This window comes from Actinocorallia sp. A-T 12471 (assembly GCF_033875155.1).
In the GTDB taxonomy this organism is placed as follows: Bacteria; Actinomycetota; Actinomycetes; order Streptosporangiales; family Streptosporangiaceae; genus Actinocorallia.
Genome location: NZ_JAWZTE010000003.1, coordinates 281,964 through 307,318, shown reverse-complemented (window position 1 = coordinate 307,318; position 25,355 = coordinate 281,964). Strand labels below are relative to the sequence as shown.

Sequence of the window (25,355 nt, the reverse complement as noted above, 5' to 3'; positions counted from 1 at the left end):
AGGCGGATCGTTCTGGTTAGACGGCCTGAACCGCCAGTCCGTTGACGTCGGCGCCGGTGAGCTGGAGCACGGCGACGCCGAGCGCCGTTTCGCACGAGGACTCCATCGCGGTGGCGTCCTGGACCGCGCGCTCCAGGCTCGGCGAGACGACGACGAGGCCGTGTCGGTACATGGTGTAGCCCAGCCCGTGCCAGGCGAACTGGTCGCGCCGACCGTCCAGCAGCTCGATCGCGCGCTCGGCGATCGCGGCGTTCACCGCGGCGATGTCCGGCCGGGAGGTGTTCATGGCCTCGGGCACGAACGTCACCCAGGGCGCCTCCCTGTAGCGCGCCTTCAGGACGTGCTCGTCTATCCGGATGCACGGGACGTCCCCGTACCGGTCCATGCTGGTGATGGCGGGAGGCAGGCTCAGGCCGGCCGCGGCGTAGACCCGGGACCACCTTGCGTGGGTGTGGATCACGGCGTTCACCTCGGGGAACGCCTCCAGGAGCATCAGGACCTGCACGGTCGACGCGGCGGAGGCGTACCGGCCGCGCTCCACGACCTCGCCGCGTGGGGTCATGACGACCAGGTCCTCCGGGGCGACCCGCCACCGGTTGTCCCGCACAGCGGCACCGGTCGGCGTCATCAAGGCTCATGCCAGCCCAGAGTGCCGGCGATGAAACGTCGTACCGTCGGGCTTCGGCGAGGATGCGCCCGGTGTCGGCGAGGAACCGCGGCCAGGCGCGCCGAGTCGGGCAGGTAGGTGTAGGAGTGGCCGTGGGGCACTTCAGGGTCCTTTGTGGAAAGCGAAAGGACCCCGAGGACTTTCTGGGGGTCAGGGGAGGAGGTGGTTGAGGAAGGTGCGGGTTTGGGGGTGGTGGGGGGATTTGAGGAGTTGGGAGGGTGGGCCCTGTTCTAGGAGTTCGCCGTTGGAGAGGAAGCAGACGGTGTCGGCGATCTCGCGGGCGAAGGCGAGTTCGTGGGTGGCGAGGAGCATGGTCATGCCCTGGGAGCGCAGGTCGCGGATTGTTGTGAGGACTTCGCCGACTAGGGCGGGGTCTAGGGCGGAGGTGACCTCGTCGAGGAGGATGACCTCGGGGCGGCAGGCGAGCGCGCGGATGATCGCTACGCGCTGCTGCTGGCCGCCGGACAGGCGGTCGGGGTAGTCGGCCGCCTTGTCGGCGAGGCCGAAGCGGGCGAGGAGGGCGCGCGCCTCGTCCACGGCCTCCGCGCGCGGCCGCCCGTGCACCTTCACCGGGGCGAGCGTGATGTTGTCCAGGACCGTCATGTGCGGGAACAGGTTGTAGGACTGGAACACCATGCCGATCCTGCGGCGGACGGCGTCCTCGTCGGCGTTCACCGCGGTGATCTCGACGCCGTCGAGGAAGATCGCGCCGTCGTCCACGGTCTCCAGCAGGTTGACGCAGCGCAGCAGGGTCGACTTGCCCGACCCGGACGGCCCGATGAGGCAGACGACCTCGTGCCGCGCGATCTCCAGGTCGATCCCGCGCAGCACGGTCCGGTCGCCGTAACGCTTCCACAGGCCGTCGACGGTGAGCAGCGGCATCAGCGGTCTCCGGGGGAGCGGCGGCCGTCGGCGCGGGCGGCGAGCCAGTCGGTGAAGCGGGCGAGCGGCACGGTCAGCATGACGAACAGGGCGGCCGAGGCGAGGTAGGGCGTGTAGTTGAAGGTCAGCGCCGAGTGGATCTGCGCCTGCCGCAGCGCCTCCACCACGCCGAGGACGGCGACGAGCGCGGTGTCCTTCTGGAGCGAGGCGAAGTCGTTGAGCAGCGGCGGGACCACGTTGCGCACGGCCTGCGGCAGCACCACGTACCGCATCGCCCGCGCCCTGCTGAGCCCGAGCGAGCGGGCCGCGGCGAGCTGGCTCGGGTGCACCGAGGCGATGCCCGCACGGAACACCTCGGCGACGTAAGCGCCGTACGACAGCACGAGCGCGATGATGCCGAGCGTCATGGGGCTGTTCGGCGCGCCGGACAGGTTCAGCGCCGGGATGCCGAAGCCGACGAGGTACACGAGCAGGATCGTGGGGATGCCGCGGAACACGTCGGTGTAGGCGACGGCGAGGGCACGGATCGGGAAGAACGCGGGCGATTTGACGCCCCTGGCGAGCGCCACCGCGAGCCCGACGGCGAGCACGATGGGCTCGGCGATCAGGAAGATCTGGACATTGGTCCAGAAACCGTCGAGGACGTCGCCGAGGGAGCCGGTGAACTCCGACCAGGAGAAGAACGTCGCCCGGACCGTCGGCCAGCCCGGCGACGCCACCACGAGCCAGCCCGCGATCCCGAGCAGCGCCACGGTCGAGCCCGTCGCGACCGCCCCGGACCGCCGCGCGGCGCGCCGCCGCAGCCGTTCGCGCTCCCGCTGGCGGTCGCTCTTGACCCATGCGGTCTTGTCCGTCACTTGAGCACTGGCGCTCCGGCCGCGGCGGCGAGCCACTGGTCCTGGATGCGCGCGAGGTCCCCGGACGTCTTCAGCTCGCCGAGCGCCTTGTTGAGGCAGCCGACGAGCGCGCTGCCCTTCTCCAGCACGAGCCCGAACTGCTCGGGCGCGCCGCCGACGGAGGGGAGCTGGCCGATGATCTTCGAGCCCTCGATCTGCGCGGCGGTGACGTAGAACGCGGTCGGCAGGTCGACGACGATCGCGTCGACCTGCTTGTTCTTCAGCGCGTTGACCGCGTCGATCTGGTTGTTGAACACGCGCGGCTGCTTGGTCGGCTTGATCTGCTCCTGGACGGCGGTCAGCGACGTCGTCCCGACCTGGACGCCGATCGAGGCGTCCTTCAGGCCCGCGACGTCGGGGACCGAGGCGAACTTGCCGTCGGAGAGCCCGACGACGGCCTGGGCGACGTCGTAGTAGCCGTCGCTGAACGTCACAGCCTTGGCCCGCGCCTCGCTGATCGAGACCTGGTTGATGTCGAAGTCGAACGTCTTCGCGCCGGGCGCGTAGGAGGCGTCGAAGCTGACCGTCTCCCACTTCACCTCGGTCTTGGCGAACCCGAGCTTGTCGGCGAGCGCGTAGGCGACGGCGGACTCGAAGCCCTGGCCGTTCGTGGGGTCGTCGCCGGAGAACCACGGCTCGTAGGCTGGCTTGTCGGTGCCGACGGTCAGCGTCCCCGGGCTCTTGAGCGGCAGGCTCTCCTTCGCGCACTCCGCGGCCGCCGACGGCGCGGGCGCCTTCGCCTCCTCGGCGGGAGCGCATCCCACAAGCGCGACAAGCGCCACAACCCCAAGCCCGACACGGCGCACGATGGCGACCCCTTCATTCCCGACATTCCCGGCGTAAATGGTGCGATCTTATCCCAACTGTCCCACGGCACGCAGTACTTCCGGCAAGGAAGGACCCGGCTACGGGCAGGTGGGGGCGAGGGTGAAGCGGGCGAGGAAGGAGGGCCAGGAGGGGGAGAGACGGTAAGGGAACGCGGTGAGGGAACCGGGGAGGGTGGCGCAGAGGGAGGGGAGAGTCTGGCTCGGGTCGAGGTTCCAGGTGCGGGTCGCGCCACTGGCGTCGCCCGCGAGCAGGGTTCGGCTATCGGGGCTGAAGGCGAGGGAAAGGACCTCGCCCCGGTGGCCGTGCAGGGTGGCGACGGGACGGAAGGTGACGGCGTCGAGAAGACGGATCGTCCGGTCGGTGCCGCCCAGCGCGAGGATGCGGCCATCGGGGCTGAACGCCACGGTGTTGGCGTCCACCCCGGTCAGCAGCGAGGAGCCCGCGCCCGTCCGTCTGCCCTTATAGATCTGGGACGCGGGCCAGCGGGTGACGCCGCCGTCGGCGTCGGCGCTGACGATGACGCGCCCGTCGGGGCTCGTCGCGACATCCCTGATCCGCTTGATGAAACCGCCGAAGTTCGCGAGCAGTCCGTGATGGCCGGCGTCGTCGAGCGGGACGAAGTTGATCGCGCCGCCCGCGCCCGCGCCGACGAGGGTGTGGCCGTCCGGGCTGAACGCCACGGACGACAGGTCAAGGGGCCATCCCCAATTGGAGAACGCGGACTTCAGCTCGCGGAGCTTGCGGAAGGTGCGGGCGTCCCACAGGACGGCGTTGTCGGAGGCGTCGGCGGTGACGACGGTCGAGCCGTCGGGGCTGAACGCGACGGCGACGACGGGTTCGTCGTGCGCGGACAGGGTCGCCTTCGGGCTGCGGCCGGAGAAGTCCCAGACCTTGGCGGTCCTGTCGTTGCCCGCGGTGACCATCACCGTGCCGTCCGGGCTGACGGCGACGGCCCGCACGCCCCTGCGGTGCGCGTTCACCGTGACCGATGCCTCGGTGGGCGCCGCGGGGCGCCACCAGGTGACCGTGCCGTCGGAGCCCGTGGCGATCGCGATCCGGCCGCGCGCGGCGAAGGCGACGGTGTTGACCGCGGTGGGCGGGACGGATCCCGACCTCGGCCGTCCGGTGTCGAGCAGGGCGACGGCGACGGAATCGCGCTCGGAGTGCGCGTCGGTGACGGCGATGACGCGTCCGTCGGGGCTGAACGCCGTCACCTGCGCCGACTCGCCGAACCCGCCGACGGAGCCGAGCGGGTTCCCGTCGCGGACCGACCAGAAGGAGACGGGTGGGCCGCCGAACGGGAACTCGTCGGACAGGGCGATGACGTCGCCGGACGGCGAGAACGCGGGCGACCCCCCGGTGAGCCGCATCTCGCGGACCCAGTCCCCGGTGTCCCACAGCGTGGTGCTCAGCGCGCCGGGCCGCAGGCTCAGCTCGGTGACCGCCATGCTCTGCCCGTCCGGGCTGAAGGACAAGGTCCGGGGTGACTGGCGGTCGAGCCGCACTGTCCTGACGTGCCGCACCGAGGGCAGCGCCGAGGTGTCGAACACGTCGATGTCCTCGGTGAGGACGGCGAGGACGTCGCGGCCGGGGACGAGCGCGGCGTCGACGACGCGACCGGTTGCCTTGACCGTGCCGGCGAGGCCGCCGCCGTCGGTCCGCCAGAGCCGCACGTCGCCCCCGGTGCTGACGAGCGTCTTCGAGTCGCGGCTGAACGCGACGGAGTCCACGATCTGCGGGTGCCCGCTCAGCGTCGCCACAAGCGCGCGGTCGGCGACCCGGCGCAGCCGCACCGACCTGCCGTCGGCGACGGCGAGCAGCCTGCCATCCGGGCTGAACGCGACGGCGTGGCCCGCCACGGTCGCGGTGAGGGTGCGGTTCATCGTGTTCCACAGCCGCACGGTGGGGGTGTCGTAGGCGACCGTGGCAAGGAGCCCGCCGTCGTGACTGAAGGCGAGCCCGGTGGCTCCGTCGGACACCGGGATCCAGTCGTTGCGCAGCCCGCTGTGCGCGCTGAGCAGGGCGGAACGCGCCTCGAAGGTCGGCGCGACGGTCCACGCGGCGAGCGCGAGGGCGACGGCGTCGCGGGGCGAGGAGGTGAACCTGTCGAGCGACTGCGCGGCGAGATCCCTGGACAGGTCGACGTCGTCGCGCTCGCGCGCCGCGCCGACCTGCTCCACCAGAAGGACCACGACCACCGAGGCGACGAGGACCACCGACGTGAAGGCCGCGAGCACGGTGCGCACAGGGTTCCACCCGTAGAGCGCGCGCCGCGCCCTGGCCGCCGTCGGGACCCAGATGACGTCGCGGGGCGGCGGGTCCTCCTCATTCGCGGTGGGCGCGACGAGGATCAGGCCCTCGGCACGCGCCCGGGCGAGCTTGGCGGGCAGGCCGCCGACGCGCAGCAGCTCGCCCCGCTCGGTGACGTCCCCGGTGACGGCGTGGCCGTCATAGGGGCGGCGGAGCGGACCCGTCATGACGCGGGCGGCGGCGACCGCGCGGGAGGTGGGCGAGCCGAGCAGCTCGCGGAGCAGGACGGCGAACGCCGCGCCGAGCGACGCCCCGACGATCCGCTGCGGCGGGTACCCGGCGATCTTCAGCCGCCACACCACACACGGCACACGGCCGCGCGTTCCGGTCTGGTAGACCCACGCGTCGGTCAGCGCGCTCTGGAAGTCCTCGTCGGCGGTGAACAGGCTCATCGTCCGAGGGTCGGGGTACAGGCCGCGCGGGCCGTCGGGCAGGATCTCGAGTTCGAGCCTGCCGACCAGCCCGGTGTCCCGCGGCCGCTGCGGCGCGAGCACGATCGCGACGTGCCGGGTGCGCTCCGGCCGCGCCGGGCGGGCCTCGGCGAGGGCGAGCGCCTGCATGAGCACCATCGCGCGCGCCGCGCCGCCCGACATGGGCGACAGCGCGTCGGCGAGCCACTGGAGACGGCGCAGCCCCGGATGCCCGGCCGGATCGGCGAACGGCCCGCGGGTCGGCAGGGTGTGCGCCCGCGACCAGGCGTCGACCATCGCCTGCAGGTGCGCCGTTGCCTCCTCGTCAGCTTGCTCGGTCTCCTCGGCGAGCAGGGCGGCGAGGCGCGCGACGGCACGGGCCCGTGACGCCGTCGGCCGGAGGGCGCCGTCACGCGGGGCCGGAATCTCCCTTTCGTCCTCATGCAGTCGGCGCAGGGCCCAGCAGGAGGCGGGGTCGTCGGCCCACGCGCGCGGCAGGTCCTGACGGGTGCGGACCGCCGCGCGGCAGGCGTCCCACCACATGCCGTCGGTCAGCCGCCGCCACGCCTCGTCCTCCTCGATCCTGTCCTCGGGGGAGTCGGCGAAGCCCTCGGCGTCGTCCTGGAGGCGGCGGAGCGCGGTGAGGGGGTCGTCGCGCCGCCGTCCCAGGAGCGAAAGCGCGCGCGCCATTATTGTCACGGCCGTTAATCCGCCCTTTCCTTGGCCGTTATGGGAAACCGTTGGGGCGTTGCGGAGAATCGAAGGGAAATGATCGCCGAACCGTTGTTCCCGGCGGGCGGCGATATTGTAGCCTTCAGCCATGTCGACGCCGCCCCCCGATGCGGGAACGGGAGTTGATCTGCCGCCACCGCGTCCGGAAAGGCCGCACGAGGCGCTGCGGAGAAGATGGCGTTCCATCGCCCGATACCGGGGGCTGCGGCACTGGCTGCTCACCCGGGGAAGCGTCGTCGCCGTCCTGTACACCGGGCTTTTCGTCGGCAACGGATTCGCGATCGGCTGGCGGCACGCCTATGACGTGAGCGTCGGCATCACCTCGCCGGCCGCCACGTCCGCGCCGGTCGTCGCGTGGTTCCTGTCGGTCGCCGGGTGGCTGCTCGCGCCGGGGATCGCGGGTGCCGTCGCGGGTTACGCGCTGAGCCACGCGATCACCTCGCGGCGCAGTGTGCCGTTCGAGGAGATCTTCCCCCCGGACGCCGATGAGTAATCTCATCCCGCGCCTTTCCGACCTGCTTTTCCGGCACTGCGGGTTCTCCGTTCCGCAGGGATTCGCCGAGTCCTATGTGAAACTCCACGACAGCGACTGGTACCGGGCACAGGACCACTGGGAACGTGTCGTCGTCCGCGTGCTGAACAGCACGGCAGTTCCCGAGTCCGCCGACGACGAACAGGCGATGCGGATCGCGGTGACGGCGGCGGCCACCGGCCTGCACAACAGCCCGCTGCGGACCCGCTGTTCGCTGTGCGTGAGCGAAGGGAGACCGTCATGACCGACGACTTCGCGCGCGTCTACCGGGAACTCCTCGCCACCGCCTACCCCGAGGCCGAACCGGGCTGGCTCGACGAGCACACCGCGCACACCCTCACCGAGGTGGACCGCGCGGTCGCGCTGATGGCGGACCGCGACGAGGCGCGCAGGACCATCGTCGCCGCCGTGCGCGAGGCCCTGGGACGGTTGCGCAGCCACGGCCTGTCGCCGGACGAGCCGACCGCGCGGATCGAGGCAGGGGGCGTCCGGCTGACGGCTGAGGCACGTCCGGAGGGGGCGCGGTTCGCGGTGACGCTGACCGTCGCCGCCGAGCACGTCGAGCGCCTCGCCGGGCTCTGGCTGACCGCGCGGGCGACCGGCGCGCGGACGGCCCGGCTGCGGGTGCGTCACCTTGGGGTGTTCACCGAGCGCGGGGTCGTCGCGTTCCCGAGCCTTCCGGCCGGGCGCTGGACCTTCGACGTCGTCGCGCACTCCTGGCCGGCAGGCCGCGGGGAGGTGTTCCCGATGCCGTCGGCGGAGACCGCGACGGCCGCCGCCGACACCGGCTCCCTCGCGGTGCTGGCCCCGAACGGCGTACTCCTCGTCCTGCACAACCTCGCCGACGGCACCCCGATCCTCGAGGTCACCGCGGCCCTCGACGCCCCCCGCCTCGTCCCGATCCGCTACCAGGACGAAACCGGCATACCCCACGAAATTCTTGTCCCCCTCGTCCCCTCCGGCCCCGCCCCCGCCTCCTCAAGAACCGCCCTCCCCGCCTTCGCCCCCGACCTCCCCTGGCAAGTCGACGGCGTCAAGGACCTCGCCGCCCTCTCCACCACCGACCCCCACCTCATCGAACACTCCATAGCCGCCGCCAGCGGCACCTCCGCCCTCGCCGCCTGGCAAGCCCTCCTCCCCCTCCTCCCCCCCACCCCCGCCAACCTCCTCCAAGCCTCCCTAACCCGCCACACCCCCTTATTTTTCCGCCCCGCACGCGCGGGGGCGCTCCCCGCGCACGCGGGGATCGAGCGTCGAAGCCCCGCCCCACGCGCGGGGCGGGGCGGGGCTCGGGGGCGATACGGCAGGAAGACTCCGGGTTCGCGCACCGGCGGATCTCGGTGCGGGTCTGGTCGGGGAACCGATCAAGCGCTGCGGCACGACAGAGCCCCGCCGTATCCGCGCTGCGGCGCGGCAAGGGCACGGCGTGCCCGGCTGGCCGTGCCGTGGCGGCGTCAGTCGTTTGTGGGGAAGGCGAGGGTGAGGCTGGTTGGCGGGGTGGTCCAGCGGGTGGTGACGACCTTGGCGCGGGTGAAGAAGCGGACGCCCTCCATGCCGTGCGCGTGGGTGTCGCCGAACAGGGAGGACTTCCAGCCGCCGAAGGCGTAGTAGGCGGTCGGCACCGGGACCGGCACGTTGATCCCGACCATGCCCGCGGTGACCTCGAACTCGAAGCGGCGCGCCGCGCCCCCGTCGCGCGTGAAGAGGACGGCGCCGTTGCCGTACTCGTTGGCGTTGACCAGCGCGAGCGCCGCCTCGTAGGTGTCGACCCGGACGACGCTGAGCACCGGCCCGAAGATCTCGTCGGTGTAGACGGTCATCTCCGGCGTGACGTGGTCGAAGAGGGTCGGCCCGAGCCAGAACCCGTCGGGCCTGTCCTCGACGCGCAGGTCACGCCCGTCGATCACCAGCTTCGCCCCCTCCGCGACCCCCGCGTCGACGTAGGCGGCGACCCTGTCGCGGTGCTCGCGGGTCACCAGCGGCCCCATGTCGCAGCCGAGCGTCCCGTCGCCGACGCGCAGCGAGGCCACCCGTGCGCCGATCGCGCCGATGACGTCGTCGGCGCACGGCCCCACCGCGACGAGCACGCTGACGGCCATGCACCGCTCGCCCGCCGAGCCGAACGCCGCGTTCACCGCCGCGTCCGCGACGAGGTCGAGGTCGGCGTCCGGCAGCACCACCATGTGGTTCTTCGCGCCGCCCAGCGCCTGCACCCGCTTCCCGGACGCCGCGGCGCGCTCGTTCACATAACGGGCGATCGGGGTGGACCCCACAAAACTCACCGCCTGCACGTCGGGCGAGTCGAGCAGCGTGTCGACGGCCTCCTTGTCGCCCTGCAGCACGTTGAAGACGCCGTCGGGAAGCCCCGCCTCGCGCCACAGCCGCGCGATCCACAGCGCCGCGCCCGGGTCCTTCTCGCTCGGCTTGAGCACGACGGTGTTCCCGGTGGCGATGGCCAGGGGGAAGAACCACATCGGCACCATCGCCGGGAAGTTGAACGGGCTGATGACCGCGACGACGCCGAGCGGCTGCCGCTTGGAGTGCGTGTCGATCCCGCCGGAGACCTGCTCGGAGAACTCGCCCTTGACCAGGTGCGGGACCCCGCAAGCGAACTCGACGACCTCGAGTCCCCGGCTCACCTCGCCGACGGCGTCATCCAGCACCTTGCCGTGCTCGGCGGTGATGATCGCGGCGAGCTCGTCCTTGCGTGCGGCGAGCAGTTCACGGAAGCGGAACAGCACCTTGACGCGCTTGGCGAGCGACGTCGTCGCCCAGCCGGGCACGGCGCGCTTGGCCGCGGCGATGACGGCCTCGGCGTCGGCCGCGCTCGCGAGCCTGACCTGTCCTGAGACCTTTCCCGTGGCGGGGTTGGTGACGTCGGCGGTGCGCGCGGAGGTCCCGGTGTAGGGCGCGTTGTCCAGCCAGTGCTCGGCGATGTGCTCGGTCATGCGGCTCATGCTGGGGGAGGCGACGGCCCGCGACAACAGACAGACTGTCAAGCCGGACCGCCCGCGCTCGAACAGTCTGTCAAGCCGTCAGCCCGCGAAGGTGAGGTACAGCAGCACGACGTTGAGCGCGATCACCAGCACCGCGACGCAGCTCGCCGCGACGGTCGTGCCCGGCCGGTTGACGTGCGCGCCCATGAGGTCGCGCCGCGCGGTGAGCCAGACGAGCGGCACGAGCGCGAACGGGATGCCGAGCGACAGAACGACCTGGGACATGACGAGCGTAGCGCTCGGTTCCGCGCCGAGCGCGAGGATGACGACCGCGGGGATGACGCTCACGACACGCCGCGCGAACAGCGGGACCTCGCGGCGCAGCAGCCCGCGCATCACCTCCGCGCCCGCCGCGCTGCCGACGGACGTCGAGGCCAGGCCCGAGCCGAGCAGCGCGACCGCGAACAGCATCGCGACGCCCGCGCCCAGCTCGGACGTGACGACCTCGTACACCCCCTGCAACGTGTCGGTGCCGGGCGCGCCGTGCAGGTTGGCGGCCGCGACGACGAGCAGCGAGAGGTTCAGCACCCCCGCCGCGAGCAGCGCGGCGGCGACGTCGAGGCGGGTCGCCGACAGCAGCGTCCGCACCGAGAGCCCCTCGCCGCGCCGGTCGAGCCGGGTGACGGTGAGGCTCGAGTGCAGGTAGATGACGTGCGGCATCACCGTCGCGCCGATGATCCCGGACGCGAGCAGCACGCTCTCGTTCCCCGCGAACGAGGGCACGAGCCCGCGCGCCAGCTCGCCAGGGTCGGGCGGCCCGACGAGCAGCCCGGCGAGGAACCCGACCGCGATGAGCGCGAGAAAGCCCATGATGAGCCGTTCCAGCGCGCTTTGTCCGCGTGCGTCCCCGACGCGCAGGATGACGAGCGCGACGGCGGCGGTGAGCACCGCGCCGAGCACGAGCGGCACGTCGAACAGCAGCCACAGCGCGATCGCCCCGCCGACGACCTCGGCCATGTCGGTCGCGATGACGACCGCCTCGGCCTGCAGCCAGTAGGCGATCCGCGCGGGCCTCGGCAGCCGACGGCCGAGCTCGCCCGCGAGCGAGCGGCCGGTGACCATGCCGAGCTTGGCCGACAGGTACTGGACGACGACCGCCATCACGTTCGCGAGCACGACGACCCACACGAGGGTGTAGCCGTACTTCGCGCCCGCGGTGACGTTGGTCGCCACGTTCCCCGGGTCCACATAAGCGACAGCGGCGATGAAGGCGGGGCCGAGCAGGGCGAAGCCGCGCATTCGTCTTCCCATGAGCATGGGGGCACCCTAGCCTGATACCAACTATTTGCTCCACATCTGGGTTTGGGATACCGTCGTGACGTGCCTACCGCAGTGATCAGGGTGATCGTCGACGCCGCAGGAGTGCTCACCCCGGCCCAGTACGACGCGGGGATCGGGCGGCTCACCGCGCGCGGCCTCGAGGTGATCGCCAGCACCGGCGCGCACCTCGCGGAATGCCGCCGTGAGATCGAGATCATCGCCGACGACCTCGACCACGGACGCTCCGCCGCCGACTACGCCGCCCTCTGCGAAGCGTCCTTCGGCCTCTCCGCCGAACTCGGCGTCACCACCTTCATCAGCCGCGGCACCGACGAGGACGCCCTCGGCGTCCTCACCCGCTTCGGCCTCGCGGGCGACGTCACCCGCACCGACGACGGCGACGAGGAACTCGTCACCGTCACCCTGGCCCGCGCCGACAGCCGCAAAGTCCCGGAAAGCCGCCTCCACACCGCCCTGGAAGCCGCCCTCAACTGCAAAGTCCACCTCAACTACACCTGACCCACCCCCCAAAGCACGCCCACAAGCCCCCGCCCATGCCGCGCCCACAAAGCCCGCAAGGCCAACGTCACCCCGACGCACCCACGACACCCCGCCCACAAGCCCACTTCCGAGAGGCCAACGTCACGCCGACGCGCTCACGAGGCCGTCGTCGGGAAAGCGCGTCCACGAAGCCGCGTTCGCAAGGCCGCGTTCGCAAGGCGGAGGTCACGCTGACGCGCCCACAAGGCCGCGCCCACGACGCCGCGCCCACGAGGCCGCGCCCACGAGGCCGCGTTCGCAAGGGCGCGCCCACGAGGCCGCGTTCGCAAGGGCGCGCCCACGAGGCCGCGTTCGCAAGGGCGCGCCCACGAGGCCGCGTTCGCAAGGGCGCGCCCACGAGGCCGCGTTCGCGAGGCCGCGTTCGCGAGGCCGCGTTCGCGAGGCCGCGTTCGCGAGGCCGCGTTCGCGAGGCCGCGTTCGCGAGGGCGGGGTCGGGAGGGCGCGGTTGGGAACGTGCGTTCGTGAGGCGCGTTCGCCAAACGTGCGTTTGCGAGGCGCGTTCGCAAAGGCGCGTTCGTGAGGCGCGTTCGCAAACGTGCGTTCGTGAGGCGCGTTCGCGAAGGCGCGTTCGCAAAGGTGCGTTCGTGGGGGTGCGGGTGGGGAGTCGGGGTCAGGTGGGGGTGAGGAAGCCTCGGAGGAGGGAGGTGCGGAGGAAGGTGTGGGTGCGGGGGGCGCTGGCGCGGCCGAAGTCCTGGTAGGGGAGCCAGACGACGGCGCGGATGTGGGGGCCGAGGCTTTCGGTGGCGGTGAAGGGACGGACCGAGGAGTCCGCGATGCCCTGGGCGAGCAGGCTTTCCAGGAGGCGCAGACGGGACTGGGTCTGCTCGAAGTACTCCTGGAACGGGCCGCCGGTCGCGCCGAGGCCGCGCGAGCTGAACTTCACGATGTCCGACTCCTGGCGGAAGCGCCGTTTGCCGTTGACGAAGACGAGGCCGAACGCGTCGAGCGAGGCGGCGACCGAGTCGCCGGTCGTCAGCGCGCCGCGCAGCGCCTGGTCCATGCTCGCGGTGTAGCCGTCGAGGATCTCCTTGAGGATCTCCTCTTTGGAGTCCACCCGCCGGTAGAGGGTGCCCATCCGGACGCCCGCGGCCTCGGCGACGTCCCTGATCGTCGTCGCGCTGTAGCCGCGCCTGGCGAACTCGGCGCGGGCCGCGGCGATGATGTCGTCGCGGGTGCCGGTGCCGGCCGGCTCGTGCGGCGGCCGCCAGTCGGCCATCGCCGCGCGGGCCGCGCGCATCGCCGCCGAGCCGTCGAGGTCGCGGTCGTCGGGGCAGTCGGTGATGAGGCCCTTGAGCAGCAGGTCGCACGTCTGCCGCGCGATGTTCTCCGCCTCGCCCTGGCACGGCACGTTCAGCGCCGCGTTCAGCGTGAGCTGGTGGAACGCGAAGCGCAGCAGCCCGAGATCACGCGACCGCGCGACCGACGGCGGGACGAGCCCGTCGAGCGCGCGCTTCCACACCTTCTCCAACGCCGGGGCCTGGAGCTTGAGCGCGGAGCGGAACCGCTCGGTCGCCGCGCTCGGGGCCTCGTAGGAGTACAGGCGCAGCGCCGCGCTGTTGCGCACCGACAGCGTGGTCACCTCGCGCGCCAGGTACCGCAGCCGCTCCTCGGGACCGCCGTCGATCTTGGCGAGCCGCCGTGACGTGGTCGCGGCGAGCGCGCTCAGCTCCTGGTCGAGCTCGCTCAGGATCTCCACCGCTATCTCCTCCTTGGAGGTGAAGTGGTGGTAGAGGCTGCCCGGCAGGATGCCGACGGCGTTGGCGATGTCGGTCATCGTGGTGGCCGAGTACCCGGACACGGCGAACAGGCGCGCGGCGGTCCTGCGGATCTCGTCGGTCCGCTGGCGCGCCATCGGGGGGATGGCGGCGTCCACCATCCGAGACGACGTACTCACGCGACCAAGTATGCCCTCTTCCCGCCGCGCGGCGGCCCCGGGTGCCCAAGCGCCCGACCAAACCTTAGATCGGATCAACTATTTGGTCCACACCCCTGTCGGAGCCGAGGTCCCGGGCGTCATACTCGGTGATCGGGGAGCCGATCGGCTCCCACGGGACAGTGTGAGACGCGGAAGGGAGCGCACGTGAGCGAGGGCGCGACGGTGCTCGCCGACGCCGCGGCGGACCGGCTCGGCTCCCTCACCATCGCCGACTTCCTCGCGATGCCGCTGACGCGGGAGGGGATGCCGTCGGTCCTCGCGGGGGCGGACCGGCTCGGCAGGACCGTCAGATGGGTCCACGTGATCGAGCTCCCCGACACAAGGGGCCTCCTCCAAGGAGGCGAACTGATCCTCACCACCGGGATCGCCCTGCCCAGGGAACGCGCCGAGATCCGGTCCTACGTCGACGGCCTCGTCGCGCAGGGCGTCGCCGGGCTGGTGATCGAACTCGGCGGCCGCCACCCCGAGGCCCCGCTCGCGCTGGTCCGCGCGTGCGAGCGGGCCGGCCTGCCGCTGGTCGCGCTGCGCCGCGAGGTCCCGTTCGTCCGCCTGACCGAGGCGGTCCACTGCGCGCTCATCGACGGCCAGCGCGAGCTGCTGCGCACCACCGCCGCCGCACACGAACGCTTCACCGCGCTGACGCTCGCCGAGGCGTCCGCCGAGGAGATGGTCCGCGCCACCGCGGAACTCGCCGGGGGACAGGTCGTCTTCTCCGACGGCTCCCTGCGCCCGCTCGCGATGGACGCCCGCGACGGCTCCCCCGACCTGCTGCTGCGCCGCTGGCGGCGCGGCGCACGCGCCCTGGCGAGCGGCCTCGACGCCGAGACCGGCGCGGTCACCCGTCCGGTGGAGGCGCGCGGCCGCCGCTGGGGACGGCTCACCCTGTTCACCGCGCGCACCCCCAGCCAGGCCCAGGTGACGGTGGTCGAGCGGGCGGCCGCCGCGCTGGCGATCAGGCTGCTGATCGAGGGCGAGGACGAGTTCGTCGCCAAGGCCCGCCGCTCGGTGTTCGCCGACATCGTCGCCGCCCGCTACGCCTCGCCGGAGTCGGTGCACGCCCGCGCCGAGGCGCTCGGCCACACCACAAGGGGCCGCAGATACCTGCCGCTCGTGGTGCTCGACGCCGTCCGCGACCTCACCGGCCCGGTCCGCGCCGCGCTCGCCGACGCGCGCCTCGACGCCCTGCACGGCCCGCTGGTCGCCGACCGGTGGGGCGTGCTCGTCCTGCTGCGCGACGACCAGCAAGAGGACCTCGCCGAGGAGTTCGCGCGCCGCCTGCACACCAGATGCGACGCGCTCAGCATGCCCGCGCCGACCGTCGCCGCCGGAGGCGCGGTGACCGAACTCGACGGCGTGCGCGCGTCGCTCGCCGAGGCAGTCGACGTCGCGCTGGCCGTCCGGGCGGGCGGCCCGCGCGCGGGGGCGCGGCACTGCCACCGCATCCAGGACCTCAAGCTCAGGGGCCTGCTGCACACGCTGCGCGACGACCCGCGAATCCAGGCGTTCGCCGAACGCACGCTCGGCCCCCTCGTGGTCAGGGACGCGCGCGACGGCGGCGACCTGGTCCGCACCCTCGCCGCCTACCTCAGGCTGCGCGGCAACAAGTCGCTCACCGCACAGGAGCTCGGCATCTCACGCCCGACCCTCTACGAGCGGCTGGCGAGGACGCAGCGGCTGCTGCGCGTCGACCTCGACGATCCCGAGACGAGCACCTCGCTCTACGCGGCGATCATGGTCCTCGAAACCGGCGCGATCGAGCCGATCGAGACATGACACATCGAGACATGACACATCGAGACACGACAACAGGAAGGAGAAAGCGCATGGCGGAACTCGAAGTGAACGGCGGCGTCGTCGTTTACGAGCTGATCGGGCCTGAGGACGGGGAGGTGCTGACCGTCACCCCGGGCGGCAGGTTCAGCAAGGACTACCCGGGGGTGCGCCCGTTCGCCGAGGAGCTCGCCGCGCACGGCAAGCGCGTGCTGATCTGGGACCGGCCGAACACCGGCGCATCGGACATCCAGCTGTACGGCGCGTCCGAGTCGCACATGCGCGCCGCGACCCTCGCGGGCCTGGTCACCGGGCTCGGCCTTGGCCCGGTGGTCGCGCTCGGCGGCTCGGGCGGCGCGCGCGACTCGATCGTCTTCGCGATCGAGTACCCAGAACTCGTGCGCAAGCTCGTCGTGTGGTCGATCGTGGGCGGCGCGTTCAGCTCGATGAGCCTCGCCAGCGTCTACGTCCTTGACGAGATCAGGACGATCCGCAGAAGCGGCATCGACGGCATCCTCGACCTCGTCGGCAGGGCGGGCAGCTGGTCGGACCTCGTCAAGGCGAACCCGCGCAACGAACAGCGGCTGCGCGACCTCGGGGCCGAGGAGTTCGAGCGGGTCATGTGGCGGTGGTTCGAGGCATATGTGCCCAAGCCGAACGAGGCGATCCCCGGCGTCCCCGACCATCTGATGCGCGGCATCGACGTGCCCACCCTCATCGTGCGCGGCGGCGAGGAGGACATCGACCACCCGAAGCGCACGTCGTTCGAGGTCCACGCGCTCATCAAGGGCTCGCGGCTGATCGAGCCGCCGTGGCCGGAGGACGCCTGGGAGCGCGCGCAGGAGGCGCGCGACGCGGGCCGGGGGAGCATCTTCGACCCGTGGATGAAGGCGGTCCCGACCTTCCTCGACTTCGTGGCCGAGCCCGCGCGCCCGACGGGGGTCTTCCCGTCGGACCCGGCTTGAGCCATACTGAGCGGAGCAATAATTTGGTCCAGCACACCGTACGGACGACACCACAGACGAATGAGGCAGCCATGAGCAGTGAGGCGGGCCATCCGAAGGTCGACGCGAGCGTCCACCCGTTCTTCAGGTCGGACGCCGACCTGCGCGAGTACCTCGGCCAGCCGTGGGCGAGCCGCGGCTTCCCCACCCCCGACGTCACGTTCACCGCGCCGCTCGGCAACAGGTACGCCCCGGGCACCAAGCCCGAGGACGGGAACCACCCGGGCTCCGACCCCGACCTCACCGGCCGCGCGATCTTCGAGGAGCGCGGCTTCGACTACGCGATCCTGCACCCGATGACCGTCGGCGTCCTGCCCGACTGGCACCTTGAGTCGGCGATCCTCGAGGCCACGAACCGGATGCTTGTCGAGCGCTGGCTCGACTCCGACGCCTACGGCAGCAGGTATTTCGGGACGATCCGGGTCAACCCCAACGACCTGGACTCGGCGGTCAAGGAGATCCACCGCTGGAAGGAGCATCCCCGGGTCGTCCAGATCGGCCTGCCGATGCAGACCCAGGCCCCCTACGGCCGCCCGCACTACAAGCCGCTGTGGCGCGCGGCCGTGGACGCCGGCCTTCCGGTGGCGATCCACTGGGAGATGGGACAGGGCATCACCCACCCGCCGACGCCTTCCGGCCCCGCCCGCACCTACCAGCAGCTCGTCGGGTTCCAGCCGCTGACGTTCGTCTACCACCTGATGAACATGATCGCCGAGGGCGTCTTCGAGGAGTTCCCCGACCTCAAGCTCGTCTTCGCCGACGGCTCCGCCGACATGCTCACCCCGATGATCTGGCGGATGGACACCTTCGGCCGCCCCCACCTCGAGCAGACGCCCTGGGCCCCCCGGATGCCCAGCGACTACCTGCCGGGCCACGTGTACTTCGTCAACGGCCTGCTCGACACCCCCGGCGACACCGAGTTCGCGGGGGAGTGGCTGCGCATGACCGGCAAGGAGGACATGCTCATGTTCGGGTCGAGCTACCCGGACTGGCAGCTGGCGACCGTCGAGTCGCTGCCGTCCGGCTGGAGCGCCGAGCAGCGCGCGAAGGTCCTGTGGCGCAACGCCGCCGACCTGTACCGACTTCCCGTCCCCGCGAACGCCTGACCGGACCGCCTGACCAGAGAGGCATCACCATGACGCAGATGGACATCCGCCAGCTGTCCAGCACCGAGATGTCGCCGGTACGGGTCGTGGACTGCGACGTCCACCCGTACCCGCGCCGCGGCGTGCTGCACGAGTTCCTCGACCCGAAGTTCGTCAGGGAGCAGCGGCTGCGGGGCGAGGGCGCGAACAACGGCATCTTCTACGACGCGCCCGACTTCAACTTCGCCAAGGCGATGCGCGTCGACTCCTTCCCCGGCGACGGCGAGTTCGCCTGCACCGACCCGCACATGGCCTTCCGCCAGCTCGTCCTCGACTCCGGCTCCGACGTCGTCATGCTCGGCCCGACCTCGGGCGGCGCGGGCGACACCGACGAGGAGGTCTCGGCGATGGCCGCCGCGACCAACCTGTGGCAGGAGGCGTGCTGGCTCGACCCCGACAGCAACTGGCACGGCCGCTACTTCGGCTCGATCTGCGCCAACATCGCCGAGCCCGACGTCGCCGCCCGCGAGATCGAGAAGTGGGCCGGGCACGAGAAGTACAAGCAGGTGCTCATCCACGCCGAACCGCGCCCGGCGTGGGGCCACCCCAAGTACGACCCGGTGTGGGCCGCGGCGGTCAAGCACGGCATCCCCGTCGCCTGCCACCTGGGCCGCGGCAAGCACAACCTGCTGCCGATGAGCCCGGTCGGGTTCATGTCCTACAACCACGACTTCATGGTCACGTACTCGATGCTGGCCGCGAACCAGATCATGAGCCTCGTCTTCGACGGCGTCTTCGAGCGGTTCCCGACCCTGCAGATCGTGTTCATCGAGCACGCCTTCACCTGGATCCTGCCGCTGATGTGGCGGATGGACGCGATCCACGAGGCGCGCGGCAACGAACTCGGCCTTTCGAAGAAGCCTTCGCAATACGTCAAGGACAACATCTGGTTCACCACCCAGCCCCTCGACTACCCCGAGGACAAGCTCGAGCTGACGAACGCGCTCGAGTGGATGGAGGCGGACAAGATCATGCTGTTCTCGTCCGACTACCCGCACTGGACGTTCGACGAGCCGCGCTGGCTGGCCAAGCACCTGCCCGAGCGGATGCGCGACGCCGTCATGTTCCAGAACGCCGTCGACCTGTTCAAGCTGCCAAGCCGCCTTCCGGCCCTCGCCGGGCAGGTCAGGGCGTACTGATGACCGAAGCACGACGGCCCCGGACGCCCCGGGGCCGGGAGCACATCGTCGCGACGGTCGACGAGATCGGCCCCGGCGACCACAAGGTCTTCCCGATCGGCCGTTACGGCGTCGGGGTCTACAACGTGAACGGCAGGTTCTACGCGATCGCGAACTACTGCCCGCACGAGGGCGGCCCGCTGTGCGTCGGCAGGACCAAGGGCCAGACCGTGGCCGACCCCGACCGGCCCGGCGGCGCGAAGGAGATCCGCGCGGGCGAGTTCATCTACTGCCCCTGGCACCAGTGGGGCTTCGAGCTCGCGACGGGCACCACGGCGGTCAAGCCGGAATGGAGCATCCGCACCTACCCGGTCCGGGTGGAAGACGACAAGGTCATCGTGACGGCATGACGACAGCAACCGACATCACCCTCGGGATCACGACCGCCGCCTACCCGGGGGCCGAACCGCGCATGCTCGGCACGGATGTCCGCGAGGACGTCGAGGCGTACCTGGCGCGCGGCGGGTACGCGCCGCTGCGCGACCCCGAAGCGCTGCTCGCCGAGGTCGAGCGGGCTGGCCTGCGCGGTCGCGGCGGCGCGGCGTTCCCGTTCGCGCGCAAGGCACGGGCCGTGCGCGCGGGCGAGGCCGCGCCCGTCCTGGTCGCCAACGGCGAGGAGGGCGAGCCCGCCTCGGTCAAGGACCGCTGGCTGATGCGCACCCGCCCGCACCTCGTCCTCGACGGGGTGCGCCTCGCCGCCGCGCTCGTCGGCGCGCAGGACGTCTACCTCTACGTCTCCGACCCGGCAAGCGCGGCGAGCCTCGCCGACGCGCTCAGCGCCTTCCCCGCCGAGGGCTGGAACGAGATCTCGATCCGGGTCCACCGGGTGGAGCCGTCCTATGTGGCGGGGGAGGAGACCGCGGCGGTGCGGTCCATCGAGGGCGGGCCCGCGCTGCCGCAGGACAAGCCGCCGCGCCCGTTCGAGGCGGGGGTCGGCGGCAGGCCGACCCTGGTCAGCAATGTGGAGACCCTGGCGAACCTGCCCGTCGTCCACCGGCTCGGCGCGGACGCCTACCGCGCGCTGGGCACCGAGGATTCTCCCGGCACCTTCCTCATGACGCTCTCGGGCACCGCGCACGACGGCCTCTACGAGGTCCCCTTCGGCGTCACGCTCGCCGACGTGCTGCGCTGGCTGGGCGACGATCCCGCGCGGGTCTCCGGCGCGCTCGTCGGCGGCTACTTCGCCGGGGTCATGAACGATCGGGTCCTCGACCTGCCGCTCGCCTACGGCGCGTTCGCCGAGGCGGGCAGCGGCCTCGGCTGCGGCGCGCTCGCGGTCGTCGGCGACGACGGCTGCCCGGTGGCGGTCGCGGCCGCCGTCATGGACTACTTCGCGCGCGAGAACGCGGGCCAGTGCGGCTCGTGCTTCAACGGCACCGCCGCCATGGCCGGGGCGCTCGACGCGCTGCGCGACCACACGGCCGAGGAAGCCGACCTCGACCGGCTGCGCCGCTGGGCCACCGACCTGCGCGGCAGGGGCGCGTGCGGCACCCTCGACGGCGCGACGAACGTCGCCGCGTCGCTGCTGCGCGAGTTCCCGGCGCGGGTCGCCGACCATCTCGCCGGACGGTGTGACGCGTGCCCGGACGCAACGCCCGGCAAGGTCCCGTTCGCCGTGGCAACCGAGCCGAAGGAGGACCTGCCATGAGGATCAAACTCGACAGAACGGTCTGCGACGGTTTCGGCGCCTGCGCCGTCCACGCCCCCGACATCTTCTCGATGGACGACTGGGGTTACCCCTCGCTCGCGGGAGGCAACGACATCGCCCCCGAGGACGAGGCGGCGGTGCGCAGGGCGCTGCTCGACTGCCCCGCGCACGCGATCATCGACCTCGGCGACCGCGTCCCGCTGCTGGCCGGAGGGGAGGCCGCGGTGTCCCGCACGGCACGTCCAGGAGCCGTCGGCGGGCCCCCTGCCGAGGAATAACGGTCAACTCCGAAGCCCTTGTCTTGGGCGTGATCTGGGTCTAATTTGGATCACGGCGGTCCCAAATGGAAGCAAATATTTGGTCCCCAAGCTGCCCTTAGCGGTCCGAACACCGAGGACTCCCCATGTTCACCCAGAACACCTTCCGGAATCTGCGGGTCGACGCGGACGCCGTCCTCGTCAGCGCGCTGACCGAAAAGCTGGCGGACCTCGACGCGCACCGCATCCACGCCACCGACGACCTCGTCGTCCGCAAGGCGGTGTTCGGCCTGATCGAGATCGTCGCGGAGCTCGAACTACGGCTCCGCGAGGTCGAGAGCCCGGACGCGCGGGCGCGGTGGTCGGCACGCCTCGCCGACTCCCTCGGCGGGCCCACCCCCGACCAGGTCAGGCTCGGCGAGTCAGCCGCGCCCGCCGACCGGGTCACCGACGAACCCAGGTCGCCGACGAACCAGGTCACCGATGAACAGAGAGGAGCCGATCAGCGATGACGGTCACTGATCCGCGCCGGACGGGCGACATCGAGGCGGCCCTTGCCCACGGGCCGAACGGACCCGAGGTCAACGCCAAGGTCCCGCACCACATGGACGGCTGGCTGCGGGTGCCCGCCGAGCGCTACCACTCGCGCGAGTTCTTCGAGCTGGAGAAGGAGAAGCTGTGGCCGCACGTGTGGCAGATGGCCGCGCGTGAGGAGGAGATCCCCAACCCCGGCGACTTCGTGGAGTACGAGATCGTCGGCCAGTCGCTGCTGATCGTCCGCCAGCACGACGGCTCGGTGAAGGCGCTGCACAACGCGTGCCGGCACCGGGCGACCGAGCTGGGCAGCGGCTGCGGGCGCTTCCCCGGCGGCCAGATCGTCTGCCCGTTCCACGGCTGGCGCTGGAAGATCGACGGCTCGATCTCGCACGTGTTCGGCAGGGAGGGCTTCGCCGAGGAGACGGTCCGCCCCGAGGACATCGCGCTGCGCGAGGCGAAGTGCGACACGTGGGGCGGCCACGTGTGGGTCAACCTCGACCTCGACGCCCCGCCGCTGCTGGAGGCGTTGTTCCCGGCCGCGAACATCCTCCAGCGCAACGGCGTGCAGCGGATGCGCGCCAAGTGGTGGAAGGAGACCATCCTCAACTGCAACTGGAAGCTCGCCCAGGAGGCGTTCTTCGAGGGCTGGCACGTCAAGCAGACGCACCCGCAGCTCTACACCTACAAGGACGGCCCCGACAACGAGACCAACCTCCAGAACACCGTCTACACGCCGTTCGTCAACGGCCACGGCAGGTTCCAGAGCGGCGACGCCAAGGAGGGCTACGGCGGCAAGCCCGACTTCCTGCAGGCGGCGCGGCTCAACTGGGCGGGCCAGGACGCGATGACGCTGGAGCGTGACATCACCGTCTTCGAGAGCGTCGCGGGCGACATGGACACCAGCGACCCCGCCTACGTCGCGAAGGCGTTCGACGCGCTCTACAAGTTCTGGGAAGGGGCGGGCATTCCCGCGCCCGACCGGACGCCCGAGGTGCTGAAGATGTGGGGCGGCGACATCCACATGTTCCCGAACTACCTGATGCTGCCGATGTACGCCAACGCGCTGTGCTACCGGGTGCGCCCCTACAACGACGACCCCGACTGGTGCAGGTTCGAGGTGTGGTCGCTCACCACCTACCCCGAGAAGGAGGAGCGCGGACGGCTTGAGCTGTCCGGCCGCTTCGACAAGGACGACGCCGACCACTGGGGCCTGATCCCCCGGCAGGACTTCGCGAACCTCGAGCGGATGCAGCGCGGCATCAAGAACAGGTCCCTCACCGAGATCCGCCTGTCGGAGAAGTGGGAGGTCACCATCGCCAACATGCACCAGGAGCTCGACCGCAGGCTCGCGGCGAGGTCCTGAGCCCAGAGCCCACGAAGAACTGACGACAGGGAGGCGTGCCGATGCCCCGGGTCAGGATTCTGCCCGCAGGCGCCGAGTTCGAGGTCGGCGAGGGCGAGGCGGTCGCCGAGGCGGCCTGGCGGCACGGGCACGTGTGGCCCACCCAGTGCTGGGGCCAGGCCGACTGCATGACCTGCTTCACCAGGATCGTCGACGGCGAACTGTGCGCGCTGCCCGCCGAGCGGGAGGAACTCGACGCCGTCAGGGCGAAGATGAGCCCCCGGTTCAGGTCGGACCCGCTGGTCAGGCTCGCCTGCCGGCTGCGCTGCCAGGGCGACGGCCTCGTCCTCGAAAAGCAGGGATTCCGCGCCGCAGAGCCCGCCGAGTCCGGCGGGGCCGACTAGCCCCGCGGGACCGCTCCCCCCGAGCCAGGGGCCCGCACGCCCCGGGCGGAACCAGGAAGAACACCACATGACAGTGACCGAGACCGGAGGGGCGGAGCTGACCAAGGGTCGGCTCACCACCCTCTACGAGACGATGTGCAAGGCGGCCGCGCTCGACACGCGGCTGCTCAACGGCATCAAACGCGGCGAGTTCGCGACGGTGATCTGGCCGTCGCGCGGCCAGGAGGCGATCCCCGCGGCGCTCGGCCTCGCGCTGCGCCGGGACGACCGCCTCGTCACCACCTACCGGGGCCTGCACGACCACGTCGCCAAGGGGGTGCCGCTCACCGAGATCATCGGCGAGGTGCTGGGCACGTCGGTCGGCGCGTCGCGCGGCAAGGGCGGCACGATGCACATCTCCGACCCCGCGCACGGGGTCATGATGACCACGGGGATCGTCGGCTCCGGCGTGCCGGTGGCCGTCGGCCTCGCACTCGCCGCCCAGAAGGACGGCTCCGACCGGGTGACCGTCGTGACGTTCGGCGACGGCGCGACCAACACCGGCTCCTTCCACGAGGGCGTCAACCTCGCGGCCACCTGGAACCTTCCGGTCGTCTTCCTCTGCCAGAACAACCTGTACGCGGAGATGACGCCGGTCGAGGAGACGATGGCGATCCCGCACGTCGCCGACCGGGCCAAGGGCGTCGGCATGGCAGGGGTGACGGTCGACGGCAACGACCCCGTCGCGACCTACCTGGCCGTCAAGGAAGCCGTGGACCGTGCGCGGGCGGGCGGCGGACCCACGCTCGTCGAAGCCGTCACCTTCAGGTTCGAGGGCCACTACGCGGGCGACACCGCCAAGTACATCCCGCGGGACCAGCTCGCCGAGATGCGCGAGCGCGACCCCATGGTGACGTTCCCGCGCGCCCTCCTGGAGGCCGGATTCACCCAGGACGAACTCGACGCGGTCAAGGCGGCGGCCGAGGCGGCGGTGGAGGACGCGGTCAAGGCCGTGGTGTCCGCGCCCGCGCCCGACATCGCCGAGATCCAGCTCGACGTCTACGCCGACGGATTGGTGGTCACCCATGACTGAGCAGAACCTGAGCGTCCGCGAGGCGATCAACCAGGCGCTTGACGAGGCGCTGCGCACCGACCCGAAGGTGTTCCTGCTGGGCGAGGACCTCGCCGACCCGGCGGCCGGCGTCAACGCCGTCACCCGTGGCCTCGCCACCGCGCACGGCCTGGACAGGGTGATGAACACCCCGATCTCCGAGGCCGCGATCGTCGGCGCGGCGGTCGGCGCGAGCATGGAGGGCTACCTCCCGGTCGCCGAGATCATGATCATGGACTTCATCGGCATCGCGATGGACCAGATCGTCAACCACGCGGCCAAGCTGCGGTACATGTCCGGCGGCCGGACCACGTGCCCGATCACCGTGCGCACCGCGGTCTTCGCCGGGACGGGTTCCGGCGGCACCCACTCGCAGTCGCTTGAGTCGTGGTTCATGCACGTGCCGGGGCTCAAGGTCGTCTACCCGGCGACCCCCGCCGACGCCAAGGGCCTGCTCCTGTCGTCGATCTTCGACCCCGACCCCGTGCTGTTCATGGAGGCTTCCCGGCTGTACGGAGTGAAGGGCCCGGTCCCCGAGGGCGACGGACTGCGCATCCCGATCGGCAAGGCGGACGTCAAGCGTGCGGGCCGCGACGTCACGATCATCACCTACGGGCTCGCGCTCGGCCAGTCACTCGAGGCCGCGAAGATCCTCGCCGAGGATGGCATCGAAGCCGAGGTCGTCGACCTGCGCACGCTCCTGCCGCTCGACATGGAGACCGTGCTGGCGTCCGTCGCGAAGACCAGGCGCGCGGTCGTCGCGCACACCGCCACCACCGTGGCCGGTCCCGGCGCTGAGGTCGCCGCGCAGATCTCCGCGAAGCTCTTCCGCGAGCTCGCCGAACCCGTCCAGCGGGTCGGCGGCAGGTTCACCCCCATTCCCTCCCGCGCGTCCGAGGCCGCCGTGACGCTCAGCACGGGGGACATCGTCGCCGCGGCCCGCAAGACCATGGGAGCAGTAGGTGTCTGA

General features: G+C 71.5%; 21 protein-coding genes and 1 pseudogene. 14 read left to right on the top strand and 8 right to left on the bottom strand.

Annotated elements, in window-relative coordinates; all coding sequences use genetic code 11:
• Positions 1–16 precede the first annotated feature (16 nt).
• From R9X44_RS10465 to R9X44_RS10445, 5 genes are all read right to left on the bottom strand, one after another.
• Positions 17–628, bottom strand: coding sequence for a class II aldolase/adducin family protein (locus R9X44_RS10465; protein WP_319813845.1), 612 nt, complete (start codon positions 626–628; stop codon positions 17–19).
• A 189-nt stretch (positions 629–817) separates the two neighbouring features.
• Positions 818–1,549, bottom strand: coding sequence for an amino acid ABC transporter ATP-binding protein (locus R9X44_RS10460; RefSeq protein WP_319813844.1), 732 nt, complete (start codon positions 1,547–1,549; stop codon positions 818–820).
• Positions 1,549–2,406: an amino acid ABC transporter permease gene (locus tag R9X44_RS10455; RefSeq protein ID WP_319813843.1), complete on the bottom strand. Its 858-nt coding sequence runs from the start codon at positions 2,404–2,406 to the stop codon at positions 1,549–1,551. Before R9X44_RS10455 ends, R9X44_RS10460 begins: the two co-directional genes overlap by 1 nt.
• Positions 2,403–3,251, bottom strand: coding sequence for an ABC transporter substrate-binding protein (locus tag R9X44_RS10450; RefSeq protein WP_319813842.1), 849 nt, complete (start codon positions 3,249–3,251; stop codon positions 2,403–2,405). Before R9X44_RS10450 ends, R9X44_RS10455 begins: the two co-directional genes overlap by 4 nt.
• 99 nt (positions 3,252–3,350) lie before the next feature.
• Positions 3,351–6,683, bottom strand: a complete 3,333-nt coding sequence (locus R9X44_RS10445) for a WD40 repeat domain-containing protein (protein WP_319813841.1) — start codon at positions 6,681–6,683, stop codon at positions 3,351–3,353.
• A 130-nt stretch (positions 6,684–6,813) separates the two neighbouring features.
• Here R9X44_RS10445 and R9X44_RS35735 point away from each other — a divergent pair.
• Positions 6,814–7,501 (top strand): annotated as a pseudogene (locus tag R9X44_RS35735) (DUF6313 family protein).
• Positions 7,502–8,711: 1,210 nt separating this feature from the next.
• Here R9X44_RS35735 and R9X44_RS10430 read toward each other — a convergent pair.
• Together R9X44_RS10430 and R9X44_RS10425 are read right to left on the bottom strand one after the other, a co-directional pair.
• Positions 8,712–10,205, bottom strand: coding sequence for a CoA-acylating methylmalonate-semialdehyde dehydrogenase (locus R9X44_RS10430; RefSeq protein ID WP_319813838.1), 1,494 nt, complete (start codon positions 10,203–10,205; stop codon positions 8,712–8,714).
• An 87-nt stretch (positions 10,206–10,292) separates the two neighbouring features.
• Positions 10,293–11,510 (bottom strand): Nramp family divalent metal transporter, encoded by a 1,218-nt coding sequence (locus R9X44_RS10425; RefSeq protein WP_319813837.1) that lies wholly within the window; start codon positions 11,508–11,510, stop codon positions 10,293–10,295.
• Positions 11,511–11,573: 63 nt separating this feature from the next.
• On the opposite strand from R9X44_RS10425, the gene R9X44_RS10420 reads away from it, so the two are divergent.
• Positions 11,574–12,032 carry a hypothetical protein gene (locus R9X44_RS10420; protein WP_319813836.1) on the top strand — a complete coding sequence of 153 codons (459 nt, stop codon included), beginning with the start codon at positions 11,574–11,576 and terminating at the stop codon, positions 12,030–12,032.
• A gap of 652 nt (positions 12,033–12,684) precedes the next feature.
• Here the strand turns inward: R9X44_RS10420 and R9X44_RS10415 are convergent.
• Positions 12,685–13,968, bottom strand: a complete 1,284-nt coding sequence (locus R9X44_RS10415; RefSeq protein WP_319813835.1) for a TetR/AcrR family transcriptional regulator — start codon at positions 13,966–13,968, stop codon at positions 12,685–12,687.
• A 186-nt stretch (positions 13,969–14,154) separates the two neighbouring features.
• Between R9X44_RS10415 and R9X44_RS10410 the strand changes: the two genes are divergently transcribed.
• The 12 genes from R9X44_RS10410 (at position 14,155) to R9X44_RS10355 (ending at position 25,355) form a co-directional block, all read left to right on the top strand.
• Positions 14,155–15,783 carry a PucR family transcriptional regulator gene (locus R9X44_RS10410; protein ID WP_319813834.1) on the top strand — a complete coding sequence of 543 codons (1,629 nt, stop codon included), beginning with the start codon at positions 14,155–14,157 and terminating at the stop codon, positions 15,781–15,783.
• A gap of 50 nt (positions 15,784–15,833) precedes the next feature.
• Positions 15,834–16,745, top strand: coding sequence for an alpha/beta hydrolase (locus R9X44_RS10405; RefSeq protein ID WP_319813833.1), 912 nt, complete (start codon positions 15,834–15,836; stop codon positions 16,743–16,745).
• A 71-nt stretch (positions 16,746–16,816) separates the two neighbouring features.
• Positions 16,817–17,890: an amidohydrolase family protein gene (locus R9X44_RS10400; RefSeq protein ID WP_319813832.1), complete on the top strand. Its 1,074-nt coding sequence runs from the start codon at positions 16,817–16,819 to the stop codon at positions 17,888–17,890.
• 29 nt (positions 17,891–17,919) lie between these two features.
• On the top strand, positions 17,920–19,068 hold the full coding sequence (locus tag R9X44_RS10395) for an amidohydrolase family protein (RefSeq protein WP_319813831.1): 1,149 nt from the start codon (positions 17,920–17,922) through the stop codon (positions 19,066–19,068).
• Entirely contained in the window at positions 19,068–19,457 is a 390-nt protein-coding gene (locus R9X44_RS10390; protein WP_319813830.1) for a Rieske (2Fe-2S) protein, read from the top strand. Before R9X44_RS10395 ends, R9X44_RS10390 begins: the two co-directional genes overlap by 1 nt.
• Positions 19,454–20,755, top strand: a complete 1,302-nt coding sequence (locus R9X44_RS10385) for an NADH-ubiquinone oxidoreductase-F iron-sulfur binding region domain-containing protein (RefSeq protein WP_319813829.1) — start codon at positions 19,454–19,456, stop codon at positions 20,753–20,755. The genes R9X44_RS10390 and R9X44_RS10385 overlap by 4 nt, the downstream gene beginning before the upstream one ends.
• Positions 20,752–21,033 (top strand): ferredoxin, encoded by a 282-nt coding sequence (locus R9X44_RS10380; RefSeq protein ID WP_319813828.1) that lies wholly within the window; start codon positions 20,752–20,754, stop codon positions 21,031–21,033. The genes R9X44_RS10385 and R9X44_RS10380 overlap by 4 nt, the downstream gene beginning before the upstream one ends.
• A 125-nt stretch (positions 21,034–21,158) precedes the next feature.
• Positions 21,159–21,524 carry a hypothetical protein gene (locus R9X44_RS10375; RefSeq protein WP_319813827.1) on the top strand — a complete coding sequence of 122 codons (366 nt, stop codon included), beginning with the start codon at positions 21,159–21,161 and terminating at the stop codon, positions 21,522–21,524.
• Positions 21,521–22,912 carry an aromatic ring-hydroxylating dioxygenase subunit alpha gene (locus tag R9X44_RS10370; protein ID WP_319813826.1) on the top strand — a complete coding sequence of 464 codons (1,392 nt, stop codon included), beginning with the start codon at positions 21,521–21,523 and terminating at the stop codon, positions 22,910–22,912. The genes R9X44_RS10375 and R9X44_RS10370 overlap by 4 nt, the downstream gene beginning before the upstream one ends.
• A gap of 41 nt (positions 22,913–22,953) precedes the next feature.
• Positions 22,954–23,295: a 2Fe-2S iron-sulfur cluster-binding protein gene (locus R9X44_RS10365; protein ID WP_319814223.1), complete on the top strand. Its 342-nt coding sequence runs from the start codon at positions 22,954–22,956 to the stop codon at positions 23,293–23,295.
• A 67-nt stretch (positions 23,296–23,362) separates the two neighbouring features.
• A complete protein-coding gene (locus R9X44_RS10360) occupies positions 23,363–24,367 on the top strand; it encodes a thiamine pyrophosphate-dependent dehydrogenase E1 component subunit alpha (RefSeq protein WP_319813825.1) in 1,005 nt (334 codons plus the stop codon).
• Positions 24,360–25,355, top strand: coding sequence for a pyruvate dehydrogenase complex E1 component subunit beta (locus tag R9X44_RS10355; protein WP_319813824.1), 996 nt, complete (start codon positions 24,360–24,362; stop codon positions 25,353–25,355). Before R9X44_RS10360 ends, R9X44_RS10355 begins: the two co-directional genes overlap by 8 nt.

What these genes read in the sequence shown, in the direction of transcription:
- R9X44_RS10370 (WP_319813826.1), top strand. Translation starts at nt 21,521, where the DNA reads ATGACGGTCACTGATCCGCGCCGGACGGGCGACATCGAGGCGGCCCTT.
- R9X44_RS10395 (WP_319813831.1), top strand. Translation starts at nt 17,920, where the DNA reads ATGACGCAGATGGACATCCGCCAGCTGTCCAGCACCGAGATGTCGCCG.
- R9X44_RS10460 (WP_319813844.1), bottom strand. Translation starts at nt 1,549, where the DNA reads ATGCCGCTGCTCACCGTCGACGGCCTGTGGAAGCGTTACGGCGACCGG.
- R9X44_RS10465 (WP_319813845.1), bottom strand. Translation starts at nt 628, where the DNA reads ATGACGCCGACCGGTGCCGCTGTGCGGGACAACCGGTGGCGGGTCGCC.
- R9X44_RS10445 (WP_319813841.1), bottom strand. Translation starts at nt 6,683, where the DNA reads ATGGCGCGCGCGCTTTCGCTCCTGGGACGGCGGCGCGACGACCCCCTC.
- R9X44_RS10405 (WP_319813833.1), top strand. Translation starts at nt 15,834, where the DNA reads ATGGCGGAACTCGAAGTGAACGGCGGCGTCGTCGTTTACGAGCTGATC.
- R9X44_RS10375 (WP_319813827.1), top strand. Translation starts at nt 21,159, where the DNA reads ATGTTCACCCAGAACACCTTCCGGAATCTGCGGGTCGACGCGGACGCC.
- R9X44_RS10430 (WP_319813838.1), bottom strand. Translation starts at nt 10,205, where the DNA reads ATGACCGAGCACATCGCCGAGCACTGGCTGGACAACGCGCCCTACACC.
- R9X44_RS10390 (WP_319813830.1), top strand. Translation starts at nt 19,068, where the DNA reads ATGACCGAAGCACGACGGCCCCGGACGCCCCGGGGCCGGGAGCACATC.
- R9X44_RS10425 (WP_319813837.1), bottom strand. Translation starts at nt 11,510, where the DNA reads ATGCTCATGGGAAGACGAATGCGCGGCTTCGCCCTGCTCGGCCCCGCC.
- R9X44_RS10360 (WP_319813825.1), top strand. Translation starts at nt 23,363, where the DNA reads ATGACAGTGACCGAGACCGGAGGGGCGGAGCTGACCAAGGGTCGGCTC.
- R9X44_RS10365 (WP_319814223.1), top strand. Translation starts at nt 22,954, where the DNA reads ATGCCCCGGGTCAGGATTCTGCCCGCAGGCGCCGAGTTCGAGGTCGGC.
- R9X44_RS10400 (WP_319813832.1), top strand. Translation starts at nt 16,817, where the DNA reads ATGAGCAGTGAGGCGGGCCATCCGAAGGTCGACGCGAGCGTCCACCCG.
- R9X44_RS10385 (WP_319813829.1), top strand. Translation starts at nt 19,454, where the DNA reads ATGACGACAGCAACCGACATCACCCTCGGGATCACGACCGCCGCCTAC.
- R9X44_RS10355 (WP_319813824.1), top strand. Translation starts at nt 24,360, where the DNA reads ATGACTGAGCAGAACCTGAGCGTCCGCGAGGCGATCAACCAGGCGCTT.
- R9X44_RS10380 (WP_319813828.1), top strand. Translation starts at nt 20,752, where the DNA reads ATGAGGATCAAACTCGACAGAACGGTCTGCGACGGTTTCGGCGCCTGC.